The organism is Kribbella sp. HUAS MG21 (genome assembly GCF_040254265.1).
GTDB lineage: Bacteria > Actinomycetota > Actinomycetes > Propionibacteriales > Kribbellaceae > Kribbella.
The window spans coordinates 7,446,039-7,462,434 of record NZ_CP158165.1; the positions used below are offsets into that span (position 1 = coordinate 7,446,039).

General features: G+C 70.8%; 17 protein-coding genes and 1 riboswitch. Of the genes, 4 read left to right on the plus strand and 13 right to left on the minus strand.

The features are described from left to right. Positions 1–6: 6 nt before the first annotated feature. The 11 genes from gcvP to ABN611_RS36035 form a co-directional block, all read right to left on the minus strand. Positions 7–2,772: an aminomethyl-transferring glycine dehydrogenase gene (gene gcvP / locus ABN611_RS35985; protein ID WP_350281729.1), complete on the minus strand. Its 2,766-nt coding sequence runs from the start codon at positions 2,770–2,772 to the stop codon at positions 7–9. 171 nt (positions 2,773–2,943) lie between these two features. Beyond that, a riboswitch (glycine riboswitch) is annotated at positions 2,944–3,032 on the minus strand. Positions 3,033–3,047: 15 nt separating this feature from the next. After that, positions 3,048–3,941 (minus strand): dihydrodipicolinate synthase family protein, encoded by an 894-nt coding sequence (locus ABN611_RS35990; RefSeq protein ID WP_350276763.1) that lies wholly within the window; start codon positions 3,939–3,941, stop codon positions 3,048–3,050. 14 nt (positions 3,942–3,955) lie between these two features. Further along, a complete protein-coding gene (locus ABN611_RS35995; protein WP_238351358.1) occupies positions 3,956–4,462 on the minus strand; it encodes a MerR family transcriptional regulator in 507 nt (168 codons plus the stop codon). A gap of 312 nt (positions 4,463–4,774) precedes the next feature. Continuing rightward, positions 4,775–5,269 (minus strand): bifunctional nuclease family protein, encoded by a 495-nt coding sequence (locus ABN611_RS36000; RefSeq protein ID WP_350276764.1) that lies wholly within the window; start codon positions 5,267–5,269, stop codon positions 4,775–4,777. 73 nt (positions 5,270–5,342) lie between these two features. After that, entirely contained in the window at positions 5,343–6,038 is a 696-nt protein-coding gene (locus tag ABN611_RS36005) for a MerR family transcriptional regulator (protein WP_350276765.1), read from the minus strand. Next, positions 6,025–6,573 (minus strand): FHA domain-containing protein, encoded by a 549-nt coding sequence (locus ABN611_RS36010; protein ID WP_350276766.1) that lies wholly within the window; start codon positions 6,571–6,573, stop codon positions 6,025–6,027. Before ABN611_RS36010 ends, ABN611_RS36005 begins: the two co-directional genes overlap by 14 nt. 111 nt (positions 6,574–6,684) lie before the next feature. Next, positions 6,685–7,068, minus strand: a complete 384-nt coding sequence (gene gcvH / locus ABN611_RS36015; protein WP_350276767.1) for a glycine cleavage system protein GcvH — start codon at positions 7,066–7,068, stop codon at positions 6,685–6,687. 61 nt (positions 7,069–7,129) lie between these two features. Continuing rightward, positions 7,130–8,014, minus strand: coding sequence for a DUF881 domain-containing protein (locus ABN611_RS36020; protein ID WP_350276768.1), 885 nt, complete (start codon positions 8,012–8,014; stop codon positions 7,130–7,132). A 2-nt stretch (positions 8,015–8,016) separates the two neighbouring features. After that, a complete protein-coding gene (locus ABN611_RS36025) occupies positions 8,017–8,349 on the minus strand; it encodes a small basic family protein (protein WP_130379362.1) in 333 nt (110 codons plus the stop codon). Then, entirely contained in the window at positions 8,346–9,206 is an 861-nt protein-coding gene (locus tag ABN611_RS36030) for a DUF881 domain-containing protein (RefSeq protein WP_350276769.1), read from the minus strand. The genes ABN611_RS36025 and ABN611_RS36030 overlap by 4 nt, the downstream gene beginning before the upstream one ends. Further along, entirely contained in the window at positions 9,203–9,799 is a 597-nt protein-coding gene (locus tag ABN611_RS36035; protein WP_350276770.1) for a CDP-alcohol phosphatidyltransferase family protein, read from the minus strand. The genes ABN611_RS36030 and ABN611_RS36035 overlap by 4 nt, the downstream gene beginning before the upstream one ends. Positions 9,800–10,005: 206 nt before the next feature. Between ABN611_RS36035 and ABN611_RS36040 the strand changes: the two genes are divergently transcribed. Next, entirely contained in the window at positions 10,006–10,374 is a 369-nt protein-coding gene (locus ABN611_RS36040; RefSeq protein ID WP_350276771.1) for a YciI family protein, read from the plus strand. Beyond that, positions 10,374–11,576 (plus strand): sigma-70 family RNA polymerase sigma factor, encoded by a 1,203-nt coding sequence (locus ABN611_RS36045; RefSeq protein WP_350276772.1) that lies wholly within the window; start codon positions 10,374–10,376, stop codon positions 11,574–11,576. Before ABN611_RS36040 ends, ABN611_RS36045 begins: the two co-directional genes overlap by 1 nt. Here ABN611_RS36045 and ABN611_RS36050 read toward each other — a convergent pair. Further along, positions 11,545–12,315, minus strand: coding sequence for a class I SAM-dependent methyltransferase (locus ABN611_RS36050; RefSeq protein ID WP_350276773.1), 771 nt, complete (start codon positions 12,313–12,315; stop codon positions 11,545–11,547). The two genes, ABN611_RS36045 and ABN611_RS36050, sit on opposite strands and share 32 nt — an antisense overlap. Before the next feature lie 159 nt (positions 12,316–12,474). Between ABN611_RS36050 and ABN611_RS36055 the strand changes: the two genes are divergently transcribed. Then, positions 12,475–14,694: a glycoside hydrolase domain-containing protein gene (locus ABN611_RS36055; protein WP_350276774.1), complete on the plus strand. Its 2,220-nt coding sequence runs from the start codon at positions 12,475–12,477 to the stop codon at positions 14,692–14,694. Beyond that, a complete protein-coding gene (locus ABN611_RS36060) occupies positions 14,691–15,992 on the plus strand; it encodes a glycosyltransferase (protein ID WP_350276775.1) in 1,302 nt (433 codons plus the stop codon). The genes ABN611_RS36055 and ABN611_RS36060 overlap by 4 nt, the downstream gene beginning before the upstream one ends. Positions 15,993–16,008: 16 nt before the next feature. Here ABN611_RS36060 and ABN611_RS36065 read toward each other — a convergent pair whose 3' ends face one another. Next, a complete protein-coding gene (locus ABN611_RS36065; RefSeq protein WP_350276776.1) occupies positions 16,009–16,395 on the minus strand; it encodes a VOC family protein in 387 nt (128 codons plus the stop codon). Position 16,396: the final 1 nt, after the last annotated feature.

Below are 16,396 nucleotides of genomic sequence, written 5' to 3' on the forward strand. Positions count from 1 at the left end.
GTTCCTCTACTCGAAGGCTTCTGGGGACGGGCAGGAGCAGATCAGGTTGCGGTCGCCGTAGGCGCCGTCGATGCGGCGGACGGGGGGCCAGTACTTGGAGGCGCGGTCCACCGAGCGGGGGAAGGCGGCCTCCTCGCGGGTGTAGGCGTGGTCCCACTTGTCGTTGATGACGGACTCGGCGGTGTGCGGGGCGTTGACCAGCGGGTTGTCGGTGGCCGGCCACTCCCCTGCGGCGACCCGGTCGATCTCGTGGCGGATGGCGATCATCGCGTCGCAGAAGCGGTCCAGTTCGCCCAGGTCCTCGGACTCGGTCGGCTCGACCATCAGCGTGCCCGCGACCGGGAACGACATCGTCGGCGCGTGGAAGCCGTAGTCGATCAGCCGCTTCGCGACGTCGTCGACGGTGATGCCGGTGTCCTTCGTCATCGGCCGCAGGTCCAGGATGCACTCGTGCGCGACCAGCCCGTTCTCGCCGGTGTACAGCACCGGGAACGCGCCCTCGAGCCGCTTCGCCACGTAGTTCGCGGTCAGTACGGCGGCCTTGGTCGCCTCGGTGAGACCGGACGCGCCCATCATCCGGATGTACGCCCACGAGATCGCCAGCACGCCCGCGGACCCGAACGGCGCCGCGCTGATCGGGCCGACGCCCGACTCCGGGCCGGCCTGGTCGAGCAGCGGGTGGTTCGGCAGGTACGGCGCCAGGTGCGCGGCCACCGCCACCGGACCGACACCCGGACCGCCGCCACCGTGCGGGATGCAGAACGTCTTGTGCAGGTTCAGGTGGCTGACGTCGCCGCCGAACTCACCCGGCTTCGCGAGCCCGAGCAGGGCGTTCAGGTTCGCGCCGTCGACGTACACCTGGCCGCCGTGGTCGTGGACGACCTGGCAGACCTCGCGGACGCTCTCCTCGTACACGCCGTGCGTCGACGGGTACGTGATCATGATCGCGGCCAGCCGATCGGCGTGCTCGGCCGCCTTCGCGCGCAGATCGTCCAGGTCGATCGTGCCGTCGTCGTTGCCCTTGACAACGACCACCTTCATACCGGCCATCACCGCGGAGGCCGCGTTGGTGCCGTGCGCGGACGCCGGGATCAGGCAGACGTCGCGGTCCGCCGAGCCCTGCGCCCGGTGGTACCCGCGGATCGCGAGCAGGCCGGCCAGCTCACCCTGGGAGCCGGCGTTCGGCTGGATCGAGACCTTCGCGTACCCGGTCACCTCGGCCAGCCAGCGCTCCAGCTGACCGATCAGCTTCACGTACCCGGCCGCGTCCTCGACCGGCGCGAACGGGTGCAGGTCCGCGAACTCCGGCCAGGTGACCGGCTCCATCTCGGTCGTCGCGTTCAGCTTCATCGTGCAGGACCCGAGCGGGATCATCCCGCGGTCCAGCGCGTAGTCCTTGTCGGACAGCTTGCGCAGGTAGCGCAGCATCGCCGTCTCGGACCGGTGCGTGTTGAACACCGGGTGCGTCAGGTACTCCGTCGTCCGCGGCACGCCCAGCGCCGCGGCGTCCAGCGTGTCGTCGTACTGCGCGCCGAACGACTGGCAGACCCGGGTCAGCGTCGCGACGTCGGTCTTCTCGTCGCAGGAGATGCCGACGTGGTCCGCGTCGACGAGCCGCAGCCAGATCCCGTTCTGCCGGGCCGCGTCCACGACGTCGGCGGCACGGCCCGGGACCCGGGCGAGCACGGTATCGAAGAAGTCGTCGTGGACGACCTCGACACCGCTCGCGCGCAGCGAGGCGGCGAGCTTCCCGGCGTACGAGTGCACGCGCTCGGCGATCGCGCGCAGCCCCTCCGGCCCGTGGTAGACGGCGTACATCGACGCGACCACGGCGAGCAGGACCTGCGCCGTACAGATGTTGGAGGTCGCCTTCTCGCGACGGATGTGCTGCTCACGGGTCTGCAGCGCCAGCCGGTACGCCGGGGCGCCGTCGGCGTCGACGGACACGCCGACGAGGCGACCGGGCAACGACCGCTCGAGGCCGGTCCGGACCGACATGAAGCCGGCGTGCGGGCCGCCGTAGAACAGCGGTACGCCGAAACGCTGCGAGGAACCGATGACGATGTCCGCCCCGGCCTCACCCGGCGCCTCGAGCACCGTCAGCGCGAGCAGATCGGACGCGACGGCCACCAGCGTGTCGCGCTCGTGCGCGGCCGCCACCAGGGGCTTCAGGTCGCGGACGGCGCCGTTCGAACCCGGGTACTGCACGAGGAAACCGAAGAAGTCGCCTTCGGGCAGGCCGTCGGTGGTGTCCGCGACCACGACCTCGATGCCGAGCGCCTCCGCCCGCGTCTGTACGACGGCGATCGTCTGCGCGAAGCAGTCGGCGTCGACCAGGAACCGGTCCGACTTGCTCTTCTTGTTCGACCGGTGCGCCAGCGTCATCGCCTCGGCGGCCGCGGTGCCCTCATCGAGCAGCGATGCGTTCGCGGTCGGCAGGCCGGTGAGGTCGGAGACGACGGTCTGGAAGTTCAGCAGTGCCTCGAGGCGGCCCTGGGAGATCTCCGGCTGGTACGGCGTGTAGGCGGTGTACCAGGCCGGGTTCTCGACCAGGCGGCGAACGATCACCGACGGGGTGAACGTGCCGTAGTACCCCTGGCCGATCATCGAGGTGGCGACGGTGTTGCGGGCGGCGAGCTGGCGGAGCTCGGTCAGCGCGTCGACCTCGGACGCCGGCTCGGGCAGCCGGAGCGCCTCGGCCGAGCGGATCGAGGCCGGGACCGCGGCGTCCACGAGCGCGTCGACGTCGTCGTACCCGAGGAGTTCGACCATCTGGGCGATCTCGTCCGGGCGCGGCCCGATGTGCCGGTCGGCGAAGGTCGCCGAGAGCTGGGGGATCTCGTTCACTAGAGGCTCCGATGCTGACTTGCTGACTGTCGCTGCGGTGGCCTCCCCCTCTGTCACGCGCGGTGCCTCTTTCGACAACGTGCGCTCCAGAGTCGCCTGTGACACTCGGTCCATGGGCCTGAGAGGTTCCGGGGAGGAATTGCCCCTTCGGCGCCCGTGACACGGGACTCTCCCGAGTGTTGTGTACGGCTGTCCCGAGGCTACCAGGAATCCGGGAACAGTTCGGGCAGCAGCCCCCGGGCGGCCGGCCGCGCCGCCGCCACCTGCTCCGCGGTCGCCGACTGCATCGGCCACCGCACCCGGGTGCCGACGTCGGCCCAGTCCCCCACCGCGGCGAGGAACTTGTCCAGCGCCGGATTCGACAGGCCGGCCTTCTGCATCGGTACGACATGCGCGGCGAAGAACTCGGCGATCCGGCGCTCGACGTCCAGGTCGGCGGCGTACGCGACGGCACCGTTCGGCGAGAGCGCCGCCACGTTCGAGTAGCTGCCGTGCGCGCCGAGTGACGACATACTCGCCAGGAAGTGTCCCGGCACGAAGATCGCCAGCCCCGACCGCGTGGCCTCGTCGAACCACGCCTTGTCACCGCCGGCGGTCTTCAGCCCGATCAGGCTCGGCACGGCTCGCGCCAGCTCGTACAAGTGCCGCGGCGTGACAGCCGTCTTCGCATGTGGCGGGTTGTACAACACGAGCGGTACCTCGCCGGCTGCCTCAGCCACCCGCCGGAGGAACGCCAGCAGCTCGGACGGATTCAATGGCAACCAGTCCGGGGCGATCACCTGGATCGCGCCGGGCGCGAGGTTCGCCGCCCGCTCGACACGGGACAGCTGTACCTGGGCCGACGGATGACTGGCACCGATCTGGAACGGTTTCCCGGTCGCGGCGAGTACTTCGTTGACCCGGTCGAACTCGTCCTCGGTCAGCGTCTGGAACTCCCCGGCCGTGCCGTGCGCGTACAGCCCGTGGACGGAGGTGGCGCTGAGCGTGTCGGCCTGTGCCTGCAGCCGCGCCCAGTCGATCGAGTCGTCGGCGTTCAGCGGCAGCAAAAGCGTCGCCCACACACCACGGAGCGAGTCGGCAGTGAGTGGGCGCACAGGGAGAAGCTCGGTCAGCCGGTCATCCGCGCGCGGCGGCGCGCCGCGAGCTCGTCGCTGGCGTGCGGCTCGGACTCGTCCTCGCCGTGGCCGTCGGCGCGCTCGGTGGGCAGCTCGGACAGCGAACCCTCGACCTCACGCCAGACGCCGCCGAGCGCGATCCCGAACACGCCCTGGCCGCCGGCCAGCAGATCGATGACCTCGTCCGGCGAGGTGCACATGTACACCGACGCGCCGTCGCTCATCAGCGTGATCTGGGTCAGGTCGTCGAAGCCGCGCTTGCTCAGGTGCGCGATCGCGGTCCGGATCTGCTGCAGTGAGATCCCGGCGTCCAGCAGCCGCTTGATCACTTTCAGCAACAGGACGTCACGGAAACCGTACAACCGCTGCGTCCCGGAGCCGGTCGCCGGCCGGACCGACGGGGAGACCAGACCGGTGCGGGCCCAGTAGTCGAGCTGCCGGTAGGTGATCCCGGCCGCGGCGCAGGCCGTCGGACCGCGGAACCCGACGTCCTCCGGCATCGGCCGCAGGTCGTCGTCGAACAGCAGACCCTGGACGCCGGCGGTGGCAGTAGCGGCTGCCACGGCCTCGGCGTGCGCGTCGGACGTCGACTGCGCCGTCAGATCCGTGTCCCCGGTGCGTGTCACGCCTGAGCCTCCCTGGATACCGACTGGAACGAGTCATCTCCGTGGAGTGACACCACCCCACGACTCCTTCACGGTAAGCCGCCGCCCGAACCGGGTCAACGACAACCGCACCGAGCCGGGAGCGTGTCGCGACCGTCGTACGAATCGTTACCTGACCGCACTTGCAGCTTACGCCGGACCGGCCGGTCAGCTCTTGTCGAAGTCCTCCGGGGTCACCTGGTCCAGGAACTCCCGGAACCGCTCGACCTCCTCTTCCTCCTGCACCTCGTCGGCGTCGTCGGTCTCGCTCTCCGGGACCGGGATCCCGGCCTCGGCGAGGATCTCCTCCGCGCAGAACACCGGTGTCCCGGTGCGCAGCGCGATCGCGATCGAGTCCGACGGCCGCGCCGAGATCTCGGTCTTGTCGTCGAACACCAGGATCGCCTCGAACACGCCGTCGGTCAGGTTCACGATCCGGACCTGGCTGAGCGTGTGCCCGAGCACCCGGATGGTCTCGGCGAACAGGTCGTGGGTCAGCGGCCGGGGCGGCTCCATGCCCTGCTGGGCGAAAGCGATCGCACTCGCCTCGGCCGCACCGATCCAGATCGGCAGGTACCGCTCACCTCCGACCTCCCGGAGCAGCACGATCGGCTGACTCGAGGGCATCTCCACCCGGACTCCGACCACGTCGACTTCGCGCACACCTTCAGCCTACTCCGCAGTCAATGCTCCGGCAGTCCCACCGTCCCACCCCGGACACCGGTCCGGCCGGGTTTCAGCGTGGCAGCCGGGAGCGGACCAGCGCGGTGTGCAGGCGGACGGTCAGCGCGGCCAGCTCCGCGGTCTGCTCGGTGCGGCGCGGGCCGGTCACCTGCTCGATCAGGCCAACTTCCCGGTCGGCCGCCGTACGGAACGCCCGGAGATGCCGCGGCTCGATCCCGTACGCCGCCAACTCGGCCGCAACCTGCGCGATCACGATCGCGTCGCCGCCGTAGTGGTTGCCGCTGGCCACCACCAGGCCGTGGCTCTCCAGCTCGTCGAGCAGCTCGGCCGGTACGCCGGCAGCGGTCCGCAGCTCGTCCCGGGTCAGCCGCAGCTCGGTGCCCGCGGCACCGAAGTCTTCGGCGACCGGCTGGCCCGGGGTCTGCGGCAACGAACTGGGCGCGACCGGCGGGCCCGCGGCGGCAGGCCGCAGCCCGCGGTCGATCGCACCGAGATGTTCCTTGATCACCTTCAGCGGCAGGTACTGGTCGCGTTGCGCGGTCAGCACGTAGCGCAGCCGCTCGACGTCGGCCGCGCTGAACTTGCGGTACCCGGACGCCGTCCGGGCCGGGGTCACCAGCCCCTCGGCCTCCAGGAAGCGGATCTTCGAGATCGTGACGTCGGCGAACTCGGCCTGCAGGAGCTGCAGCACCTCTCCGATGCCGCGGCCGCCGGCCGGCCCCTCGGCGCTCGGATCAGGCTTGGCCACTGGCGTAGTACACCAGCCGGTACTTGCCGATCTGGACCTCGTCGCCGTTGTTCAGCTGGACCTCGTCGATCCGGTCGCGGTTCACGTACGTCCCGTTCAGGCTGCCGACGTCGCGCACCTTCACGCCGTACGCGTCCCGGCGGAACTCCGCGTGCCGGCGCGACACCGTCACGTCGTCGAGGAAGATGTCGCTGTCCGGGTGCCGGCCGGCGGTCACCACGTCGACGTCGAGCAGGAACCGGCTGCCCGCGTTCGGCCCGCGTTGGACGATCAGCAGGGCGGACCCGGCCGGCAGCGCGCCGACGGCGGCCTCGTCGTCGGCGGTCAGCGGCTCACCGGTCTGCTCCGGTTCCGGCTCGGCGCCGATCGGCGTCAGCATCGCGGTGTCGGTGACACCGGGCGTCTGCTGCGTCCGTCCGGGCGGTGCCGCCGGAGTGGCCGCCGGGCGGTCCGCGCCAGGCAGCATCGCTCCGCACTGCGAGCAGAACCTGCTGCCCTCGGAGTTCTCGTGCCCGCACTGGTTGCAGAACGGCATGCTGTGATCCTCCCGATCGCCGGCGGTCCGGCGACGTCTTCGATAGACCCCGTGTTAACAGTGTGGACATGGGCCTCAACCCTCGACCAGCGGTTGAGGCCGGTAACGCTATCAGTTCTGGTCGAGCTGGCCCTGGTAGGCGTCGGCGTCCATCAGCGCGGCCACCTCGGCGGTGTCCTCGACGTCGATGTCGATCAGCCAGCCCTCGCCGTACGGGTCGGTGTTGATCAGCTCCGGCTGGTCCGCGAGCGCCTCGTTGACGGCGGTCACGGTGCCGCTCACCGGGGCGAACAGGTCGCTCACGCTCTTCGTCGACTCCAGCTCCCCGCAGGCGTCGCCGGCCCGCACCGCGCTGCCGACGTCGGGCAGCTGCACGTACACGATGTCACCGAGCTGGTCCTGCGCGAAGTCGGTGATGCCGACCCGCACCGGTCCGTCCTCGCCGGCTTTCACCCACTCGTGCTCGGCCGTGTACTTCAGGTCTTCGGGGTACACCTTCGTTCCTCTTTCGCTCAAGGACAGCTGGGGGTTCGGACTGGGTCTCAGGGTGCTTGCGCTACTTGGTGGGGCTGGGCGCCGGGCGAGCGTAACGATGCTCCTCCGGCGCGTGCAAGGCGGTGATCGAGACGCTCTCGAGCTCGGTCACCTCGGCCGTTCCGCCCACCTGCGGACCGGTCACCTCGCTCACCAGGCCGCCCGGGAAGTTGGCCGCCTCGGCGAGGTTGTGGGACTCCCCGATCGCCTCGATGACGTACGGCGAGGACACCTTCTGGCCGTCGATCCCGATGCCCGGGGCGTTGTCCACGAAGTCGGTGCTGGCCACCACCCGCACCGTCCCGTTGATCTGGATGGCCTCGGCGCCGGCGTCGCGCAGCTCCTCGATCGCGTCCAGCAGGTTGCTCGAGGTCATCTTGCCCTGCGGGTCGTTCAGCGTGATCCGCACCCCCGGGCCGACCGCCGGCATGGTGCCGGCCAGGATGCCGAGCGTGCGGATCTGCGCCTCGGCCTGCTCGCGGGCGGTCTGCGCCTTGTCGGCGCTCGAGGACAGCGAGTTCTTCCGCTCCTCGAGGTCGGCGATCTCGCTCTCCAGGCGGCGGGTGTTCTGGCCGAGGCCGTCGAGGATCGCGATCAGGTCCTCGCGGCGGGCGTTCTGGTAGCCGTCGTCGGCGCGGTTCACCCGGACCTGGACGACCGCGACACAGGCGACCAGCGCGAGCACGACCGCGACGATCGCCTGGCCGCGGGACGGCTTGAACCCGGCCTTCAGGCGCCGGAGCGCCAGGTTCGGCGTCCGCGGCTTCGGCATCGGGGTCGGCTTCTCCGGCTGCGGCGCCTCGGCGGGCCGCGCCGCCTTGTCGGCAGCCTTGTCTGCCGCCTTGTCTGCTGCTTTGTCTGCTGCCTTGTCGGGCTGCTCGGGGGTGTCCGGTGTGTCGTCGCTCATGATCAGGCCCGGAAGATGTGCCGGCGGATCGCCGCCATGTTGGTGAAGATACGGATGCCGAGGACGACCACGACCCCGGTGGACAGCTGCGACCCGACGCCGAGCTGGTCGCCCAGGTACACGATCAGCGCCGCGATCAGCACGTTGGACACGAACGACACGACGAACACCTTGTCGTCGAAGATCCCGTCCAGGAACGCCCGCAGCGCGCCGAACACCGCGTCCAGCGCCGCCACCACCGCGATCGGCAGGTAGGGCTGCGCCCAGTCCGGGACGTCGGGCGCGACCAGCAGGCCGACGACGACGCCGATCACCAGACCGAGTACGGCGATCATCTCGTTCTCACCTTCGCGTAGCGCAACGCGATCGTCGCATCGGCCGGCACCAGCAAGGATTCCTCCGTCGTGATCGTCATCCGGACACCGAAGTTGCTGACCAGGTACTGCACCCACCGCCCGCCCGAGCTCTGCGCGAACCGGGCCGGCATGGTGGCGGTGTCCCCGATCGCGAGCACCGTGTACGGCGGAGTCAGCGAACTGTAGTCGACGGTGATGGCACTGCCGGCGCCGCGGATCGCGGTCAGCGACGTGAGCCGGTGGCCGTTCACCGAGATCGCCTCCGCGCCGGAGGTCCAGAGGCCGTTGACCAGCTGCTGCAGGTCGACGTCGAGCAGTCGCCCTTCCTTGGAGTCCGCGTCCTTCGCGTCGTCGAGGACGGCCTTGATCCCCGGCCCGGTGACTGCGATCGCACCGGTCTGCAGCTCCAGGTCGTCGAGCTTCTGCTGCAGGGCCGCGCCGGCGCTGTCGTTGCTCAGTCCGCTCGCCTGCAGCCGGCGGACCTCGTCGGCGAGCCGGGTCTGGTGGCTGCGGAGCTCGCCCAGCCGGGTGTCGGCCTGCTCGATGCGGGTGATCAGCTCGTTGCGCTGCTTCTCCGCCTCCGGGGCGCTGCGGTAGTTCTGCGCGGCGGCGACCGCGAGCAGGAAGCCGAGCACGGCGGCCGCGACCGTCAGCAGCACCCGGTGCCGCGACCGGGTCTGCTTGCCGCCCTGCTTCGACCGGGTCCGGGCGGCGACGGCGTACCCCTCGTCGATCGGGTGCGCCATCAGGTTGTTCAGCAACGACATGGACGCGTCGACGCGTCGCGGCTTCGGTGCCGGAGGCGTCTGTGGGGCCTGCGGGGCTTGCTGGGTCACCCGGCCGAGTCCTTGATCGGTTTCACCGTCTGGACCAGGTGCCGCAGCTGGGCGAAGTACAGCGCGCCGGCCCAGTAGTACAGCCCGGTGCCCCAGATCGCGAACGCCCAACCGAAGACGCGGGCGAGCAGGTTGAGGGTGGTCTCGCCGTCACCGAGCAGCAGCAGCGGGAACGCGTACAGCAGGCAGAAGGTCGCGGACTTGCCGAGGAAGTGCACGGGCAGCGCGTTGAAGCCGCGGCGATGCAAGGCCGGCAGCGTCAGCGTCAGCAGGACGTCCCGCAGCGGCAGCGCGATCGCCAGCCACCACGGGATGATGTCGCGCAGCGCGAGCCCGAGGACGGTCGCGAAGATGTACAGCCGGTCGGCCACCGGGTCGAGCATCTGCCCGAGCCGGGTGGTCTGGTTCATCCGGCGGGCGATCTGGCCGTCGGCCCAGTCGGTGAACCCGGAGACGGCCAGCACGAGCAGCGCCCAGCCGTCCTCCTCGGGACCGAGGATCAGCCACAGGAAGAGCGGCACCCCCAGCAACCGCAGGAAGCTGAGCGCGTTCGGGATCGTCCACACCCGGTCGGACACTTCCAAGTCCGGCACGCGACCCCTCCCTCTCTCCACCCTGGATACCGTCGTAACTGTACTGGGGAGCGTCGACAGGTTTACGTCCGGCCGTCCCGGGGCAGGCCCCGCCATTCCTGTGACACCAGTCCCCTGATACCAGAACGTGACTCGCGGCCGCCCGCTACGCCCGCTGCGAACCAGTGACCCGATCGAGACCCCCTGGTGATGCTTACAGTGTGCAGATGAAGTTCCTCGTGCTGATCTACGGCAACCCGGAGTCGCGTGCGGTGTGGGACTCGCTCAGCGACGAGCAGAAGCAGGAAGGCATGGCGGGGTACGCCGCTCTGCACGAAGCGCTGGCCGAACACGGTGAGCTCGTCGCGTCGGAATCGCTCGACGACCCGGCGCTGACGAAGCAGGTGCTGGTCCGCGACGGCAAGCCGCAGACCACGGACGGGCCGTTCGCCGAGGTGAAGGAACAGCTGGCCGGCTTCTACCTGCTCGACTGCGCGTCGATGGACCGGGCGGTGCAGATCGTCGCGCAGATCCCGGAGGCGCCGTTCAGCGTCGTCGAGGTCCGTCCGGTGCGGGACCTCGGCGCGTTCATGTGATGCTCGAGGAGTTGCTCCGCGAGCAGGCGCCGCAGGTGCTGGGCGCGCTGGTCCGGCGGTACGGCGACTTCGACGCGTGCGAGGACGCCGTACAGGAGGCCCTGCTCGCCGCGGCGCAGCAGTGGCCGCGGGACGGCGTACCGGAGAATCCGCGCGGTTGGCTGATCACGGTCGCGTCGCGGCGCCGGATCGAGGTACTGCGGAACGAGGCGGCCCGCACGCGGCGCGAGGAGACGGTCGCGGCGTGGACTCGCCCGGAGCCCGCGCCGGCCGAGGACGACTCGCTGACCCTGCTGATGCTGTGCTGTCATCCGGCGCTGACGCAGCAGTCGCAGGTGGCGCTCACGCTGCGCGCGGTCGGCGGGTTGACGACCGGCGAGATCGCCCGCGCGTTTCTGGTGCCCGAGGCAACGATCGGGCAGCGGATCAGCCGGGCGAAGGCGAAGCTGCAGGGCGCGCGGTTCGCGATGCCGCCGGCGGCCGAGCAGCCCGAGCGCCTGGCCGCCGTCCTGGAGGTGCTGTACCTGATCTTCAACGAGGGCTACACGGCGTCGTCCGGTCCCGCGCTGCATCGGGTCGAGCTGAGCGCGGAGGCGATCCGGCTGACGCGGCTGCTGTACGCGCAACTGCCGGCCGAGGGCGAGGTGGCCGGGCTGCTGGCGCTGATGCTGCTGACCGACGCGCGGCGCCCGGCGCGGGCCACGGCGGACGGCGCGCTGGTGCCGTTGCCGGAGCAGGACCGGTCCTTGTGGGACGCGCGGGCGATTGCCGAGGGCACCCAGTTGATCGAGGCGACGTTGCGGTCGGCGCCGGTCGGGAGGTACCAGTTGCAGGCCGCGATCGCGGCCGTGCACGACGCGGCGGCGGACGCCGAGGCCACGGACTGGCGCCAGATCCTGATGCTGTACGAACTGCTCGAGTCGATCGCGCCCGGGCCGATGGTGACGCTGAACCGGATCGTCGCGGTCGCGATGGTGCACGGCCCGGCCGCGGGGCTGAAGCTGCTCGACGCGGTGGATCCGGCGCTACGGAAACACCACCGGGTGGCGGCCGTGCGTGCCCACCTGCTCGAACTGTCCGGCGACGAGGCGGCCGCGCGGCAGGCCTACGAGCTCGCCGCGCGACTCACGCAGAGCATTCCGGAACAGCGGTACCTGCTGTCGCGCGCCGCTAGCTCGGGACCTTCGGGCGCCCCCAGCTGAGCTCGGCCTCGATGGTGAGGTCGAGTACGCCGTCCTTCGCGTAGGGCGCGAGCGCCGCCGTCACACCGGCGTCAAACGCCGCGGCCTCGTCGGCAGGCATCAGGTCGCGGGCGAGGCTCGACGTCGAGTGCAGCCTCTCGATGTAGTCGGCGACCGTCTGCCGGTGCGTGACGCGGGCGGTCCGCGCCGTACCGGTGAGGTCGAGCAGGCCGCGCTCCCGGATCGCGTCGACGACGCTGAACTTCGGGTCGTGGTTCTGCTTGCGCGAGTGCCGTTCGATCACCGCGACGAGGTCGGCCGACCACGGCTCGTCGACCGGGCCGTGCTCGATGACGACGAGCTGCGCGTTCGGCGTCAGGTGCGGGACGATCCGCGCGAACGTCTCCTCCCACGGCATCCAGTGGATGCTCGCGCCGGCGGTCACCAACGCGTACGGGCCGTCGAGGTCGGCGGTCTCGATCGGGTTCACCTGCCAGCTGAGGTTCGGGTGGTCGCCGCCCGGGCGCTGCCGGCCCGCCTCGACCATCGGCGCCGAGAAGTCGATCGCGTCGACGTGCTCGACCCGCGGCGCGAGCGGGCGGGCGATCGCGCCCTCACCGGCGCCGATGTCGAGCACCCGCCGCGGCTCGTCCGTGATCAACTCGACCAGCCGGTCGAACACCTCGTCGGGGTACGGCGGCCGATGCCGGTACGCCTCCGCCACCGCCTGCTGCTTGAACGTCGCCGCGAGTTCAGTCATGGCTCGGAGCGTAGCCGCGGCTTCCGGCCCGATCACCGCTTTCTGCTGCGGGCCTATCCGTTCGCAGCGACGTAACGTGTCCGTCTCCTCCGGTCACGCAGCTGAAACCTGCGCTTCTTACTTTGGGAGCCCACGTCGGCCGCGAGGCGGTGATGCCGGATGTACGAGTACGTCGACCCGTTCATCGGGACCGGCGCCACCGACCTGCCCACGCCCAAGGGCCTGGCCGCGACGTGGTGGTGGCCCAAGCCGCAGGTCGGCAACACGCACCCGGGCGCCACGCACCCCTTCGGTATGGTGTCGGCCTGCGCGTACTCCGGGGCCTACCCGACCGGCTACGGGTTGTACGACTTCAACACCGAGGGCATGCCCGGCCTGTTGTACGACCGGCAGGTCGCGTCCGGCTTCACCCATTTCCAGCAGTCCGGCACCGGCGCGATCCGCAAGTACTACAACTACTTCCGGGTCACGCCGATGCTCGGCCCGCTCGACGACCTGGGCACCACGTGGGACCTACGCGACGAGGTGGCCGAGCCCGGGTACTACGCGGCGACGCTGAGCTCGGGGGTGCGCTGCGAGCTGACGGTCGGCCCGAAGTCGGCCGTGCATCGCTACACCTTCCCGGCGGATGACGCCGCCCGGATCGTCGTCGACGCCTCGACCGGCGGCCTGGCCATCCCGCACAGCCGGACCGTGCCGCTGAAGGCGCACCTGGCGCTGCTGGAGCCGGGCGTGGCGCAGGGCGAGATCCACGTCGAGGGAGTGCCGCTGGCCGTGCACCTGGAGGTCGACGCCCCCGGCTGGCGGCAGCTGCTGTGGTACGACCGGCGGCTGATGCCCGGCGGCACCCGGCTCGACTTCGACTACATCCGGCCGACTACCCTGCGGCCGTTCGGGCTGATGTTCATGGGTCCCGCGAGGGCCGACCAGACCGTCGAGGTGCGGCTCGGGTTCTCGCTGCGCGGGTGTGCGAAGGCGCGCGACAACCTGCACGCAGACACCGGCCGTACACAGGTCGCGTTCGCCGGGCGGCGCGACGCCACGGCGGCCACCTGGCGCGATCACCTCGGCAAGGTCGCGATCGATACCGGGTCCGGCGACCAGGCGACGGTCTTCGGCACCGCGCTCTACCATTCGCTGGTCAAACCGTGCTTCGCCCCGGACGAGAGCCCGTCGTGGACGACCCAGGGCCCCTACGCTTTCGACATCTGCACCATGTGGGACATCTACCGCACCCAGCTGCCGCTGATGACCACGCTGTTCCCGCAGCGTTCGGTCGAGCTGGCCGGCGCGATGCTGTCGATCTGCGAGCAGGAGGGCAACCTGCCGATCGGCTACCGGATGGCCAAGGGCGCCGACCGGTTCTCCCGGCAGGGCAGCGCGCTCGCGCACACCTTCCTCGCCGACCTGTGCCGGCTCGACCTGCCTGGTATCGACTGGGACTGGGCCATGGTGCACCTGGAGACGGACCTGCGCCGGACGTACGGCGAGGACTACCTGGTGCACGGGGTGGCGCATCCGATCAGCCACACCCTCGACCTGGCGTACGCCTACCACTGCACCGCGACGATCGCCCACAAGGTGCGCGACCGGGCGCTGGCCCAGCAACTGCGCGAACTCGCGCACGGCTGGCGGGCGGCGTACGACCCGGGCACCGGCCTGCTGCGCGACTCGACGTTCTACGAGGGCGGCCGGTGGAACTACTCCTTCCGGCTGCTGCACGACATGCGCGCCCGGATCGCGCTCGCCGGCGGCGACGACGCGTTCGTCGGGCTGCTCGACCGGTTCTTCGGGTACGACGCCGCACCGGTCACCCAGCCGGGGGTGGCGCCGAGTGCGGCCGAGCTGGACGCGGGGTACGGCCTGTGCCGGTTCGAGGGACTGAACAACGAACCGGACTACGAGGCGCCCTGGTCCTACCACTACGCCGGACGACCGGATCGCACCGCCGAAGTCGTGCATGCCGCGATCGCCAACCAGTTCGGCACCGGCCGGGGCGGGCTGCCCGGCAACGACGACTCCGGCGGGCTGTCCGCCTGGTACGTGTGGGCGACGCTCGGGCTGTTCCCGGTGGCCGGCCAGAACCTGTTCCTGCTGAGCGCGCCGGCCGTGGCCGAGTCCACCATCCAGCTGCCTGACGGCGAGCTGTCCGTCACCACCACAGGATTCGAGCCGGTCGACGCCGGCGGACCGGTGTCCTACGTCCAGTCCGTCGCGGTCGAGGGCAAAGCCCTCGAACGCCCCTGGATCTCCGGCCGGGAACTGCGGCACCTCCGCAACCTGCACCTCGAGCTCGGCCCCGAGCCCTCGGGCTGGGGCACCCGGATCAGGCCGCCGTCCACATCCGACCCGCAAACCACTAGTGGAGGTGAGGCATGACCATCACCGACGACAAGTCCACACCCACCCGGCGCCTGGTTCTCGTGGTCCGCGCCGACCCGGTGATCTGCGGGCACTCCGGGGAGGCACGGTGCCTCGCCGAGGTGGCGCGCACACGCGGGTTCAACGACGTACGGATCGTGACCTGGCCGCTGGACACGCTCCAGGCGGCCGGGCTGCCGTTGAAACCGCTCGATCGCGTGCTGCCGTACAGCCCCGGCATCACGGTGGAGCGGCCCGGCCCCGTCGGCGACTACCGGGTTCCGGACGGCCGCCACCTGGCCGGGCTCGTCGGCCGGCTGGTCGAGCTGTTCAGCGACGGGGTACCGACGGTGGCGATGTCGCTGTACCTCAGCCCGCACGCGATCGCCGTACAGGAGGCCGTCCAGGTGGCGCGCCGGATCGGGCCCGCGCGGGTCGTCACGATCGCCGAGGCGGTGGGCTCGGACATCACCAACGTGGTGCGCGACTGCGTGGCCACCGACCGGTTCGGGGCGGCCGCGCACATCCTGTCGGTCTACCTGGCGGCCGACCACTGCGTGGCGGTGTCGGAGTACACCAAGGACCTCATCGTGGCCTCGGCGGCGACCCTCGACGGTCTGCGCGGTACGACGTTCGCACAGCAGTGCGCGGAGCGGATCGCGATCTCCTATCCGGCGGTCGACTCCTGGCCGTACCTGTCGCTCAACGACGACCGGATCGCCGAGACCCTGGCCCGGCGTGGCCTCGCGCGGGACGGGTACGTGCTGTTCCTGTCCCGGATCGCTTCGGCGAAGGGGGTCGACGACCTGATCGACGCCTACGCGGGGTCGCGGTCGGCCGCCAGGGTGCGGCTGGTGCTGGCCGGGCGCGGGCCGCAGGAAGACGCGGTGGTGGCGCGGGTGGCGGCAGCGGGTCTGAGCGAGCGGATGCTGGTGCTGACCGACGTGGACGACTCGGAGAAGCCTGGGCTGATGGCGGGGAGTGCGGCGTTCGTGCTGCCGACCCGCGAGCAGCCGGAGTTCGTGGAGACGTTCGGGATCGCGCTGGTCGAGAAGGCGCTCGCCGGTGGTGGGCCGATCATCACCTGCGCGACCGGCGGGGTCCCCGAGGCGGTCGGTGACACGGCCCTGCTGGTCCCGCAGCGTGACCCGGTCGCGCTGCGGACCGTGCTGGACGAGGTCGTGTGCGACTGGACCCACGAGCAGCGGGCCGAGGCTGAGCGGCGCGCTCGGGCGTACGCGTTGCAGTTCGACCGGGTCGCGGTGTTCGACCGGCTCTTCGCGCTCGCCGAACCTCCCCCCGTCCCCGTCGCCTGAGCCCGGCCGGCGCGGGTTACTCGGTGCTCCAGACGGTCGCGTGCTGCTGGAAGTACTCCGGGTCGCTGTGCACCGGGATCACGCACAGCAGATGCCCGCCGGGCGCGCGGAGCGTGTGACAGCCCTGCCAGCTCGCGACCTCGACCGCGCCGAGGGCGGTCAGCCGCGCGACCTCGGCGGGTACGTCGTCGGTCTCGATGTCCAGGTGGTAGCGGGGCTCGTCGTCGACGGACTGGATGGCGGTCACGTATCCGGGGACGGCGTCGTGCAGGGTGATGAACTGCGGTTCGCCGTCGGGCGACGAGGTGCGGACGCCGAGGGCCGAGGCCCAGAACGTCGTGGCGTCGTCGACCTCGTCCTGCTTGACGTCGATGAGGAAGGTGGACACTCGGCTGCGGTGCATC

Excerpts from the sequence above, each read along its gene's own strand:
- gcvP (WP_350281729.1), bottom strand. The coding sequence starts at position 2,772 with ATGGTCGAACTCCTCGGGTACGACGACGTCGACGCGCTCGTGGACGCC.
- ABN611_RS35995 (WP_238351358.1), bottom strand. The coding sequence starts at position 4,462 with ATGCCGGAGGACGTCGGGTTCCGCGGTCCGACGGCCTGCGCCGCGGCC.
- ABN611_RS36010 (WP_350276766.1), bottom strand. The coding sequence starts at position 6,573 with ATGCCGTTCTGCAACCAGTGCGGGCACGAGAACTCCGAGGGCAGCAGG.
- ABN611_RS36020 (WP_350276768.1), bottom strand. The coding sequence starts at position 8,014 with ATGAGCGACGACACACCGGACACCCCCGAGCAGCCCGACAAGGCAGCA.
- ABN611_RS36025 (WP_130379362.1), bottom strand. The coding sequence starts at position 8,349 with ATGATCGCCGTACTCGGTCTGGTGATCGGCGTCGTCGTCGGCCTGCTG.
- ABN611_RS36040 (WP_350276771.1), top strand. The coding sequence starts at position 10,006 with ATGAAGTTCCTCGTGCTGATCTACGGCAACCCGGAGTCGCGTGCGGTG.
- ABN611_RS36045 (WP_350276772.1), top strand. The coding sequence starts at position 10,374 with ATGCTCGAGGAGTTGCTCCGCGAGCAGGCGCCGCAGGTGCTGGGCGCG.
- ABN611_RS36050 (WP_350276773.1), bottom strand. The coding sequence starts at position 12,315 with ATGACTGAACTCGCGGCGACGTTCAAGCAGCAGGCGGTGGCGGAGGCG.
- ABN611_RS36055 (WP_350276774.1), top strand. The coding sequence starts at position 12,475 with ATGTACGAGTACGTCGACCCGTTCATCGGGACCGGCGCCACCGACCTG.
- ABN611_RS36060 (WP_350276775.1), top strand. The coding sequence starts at position 14,691 with ATGACCATCACCGACGACAAGTCCACACCCACCCGGCGCCTGGTTCTC.
- ABN611_RS36065 (WP_350276776.1), bottom strand. The coding sequence starts at position 16,395 with ATGCACCGCAGCCGAGTGTCCACCTTCCTCATCGACGTCAAGCAGGAC.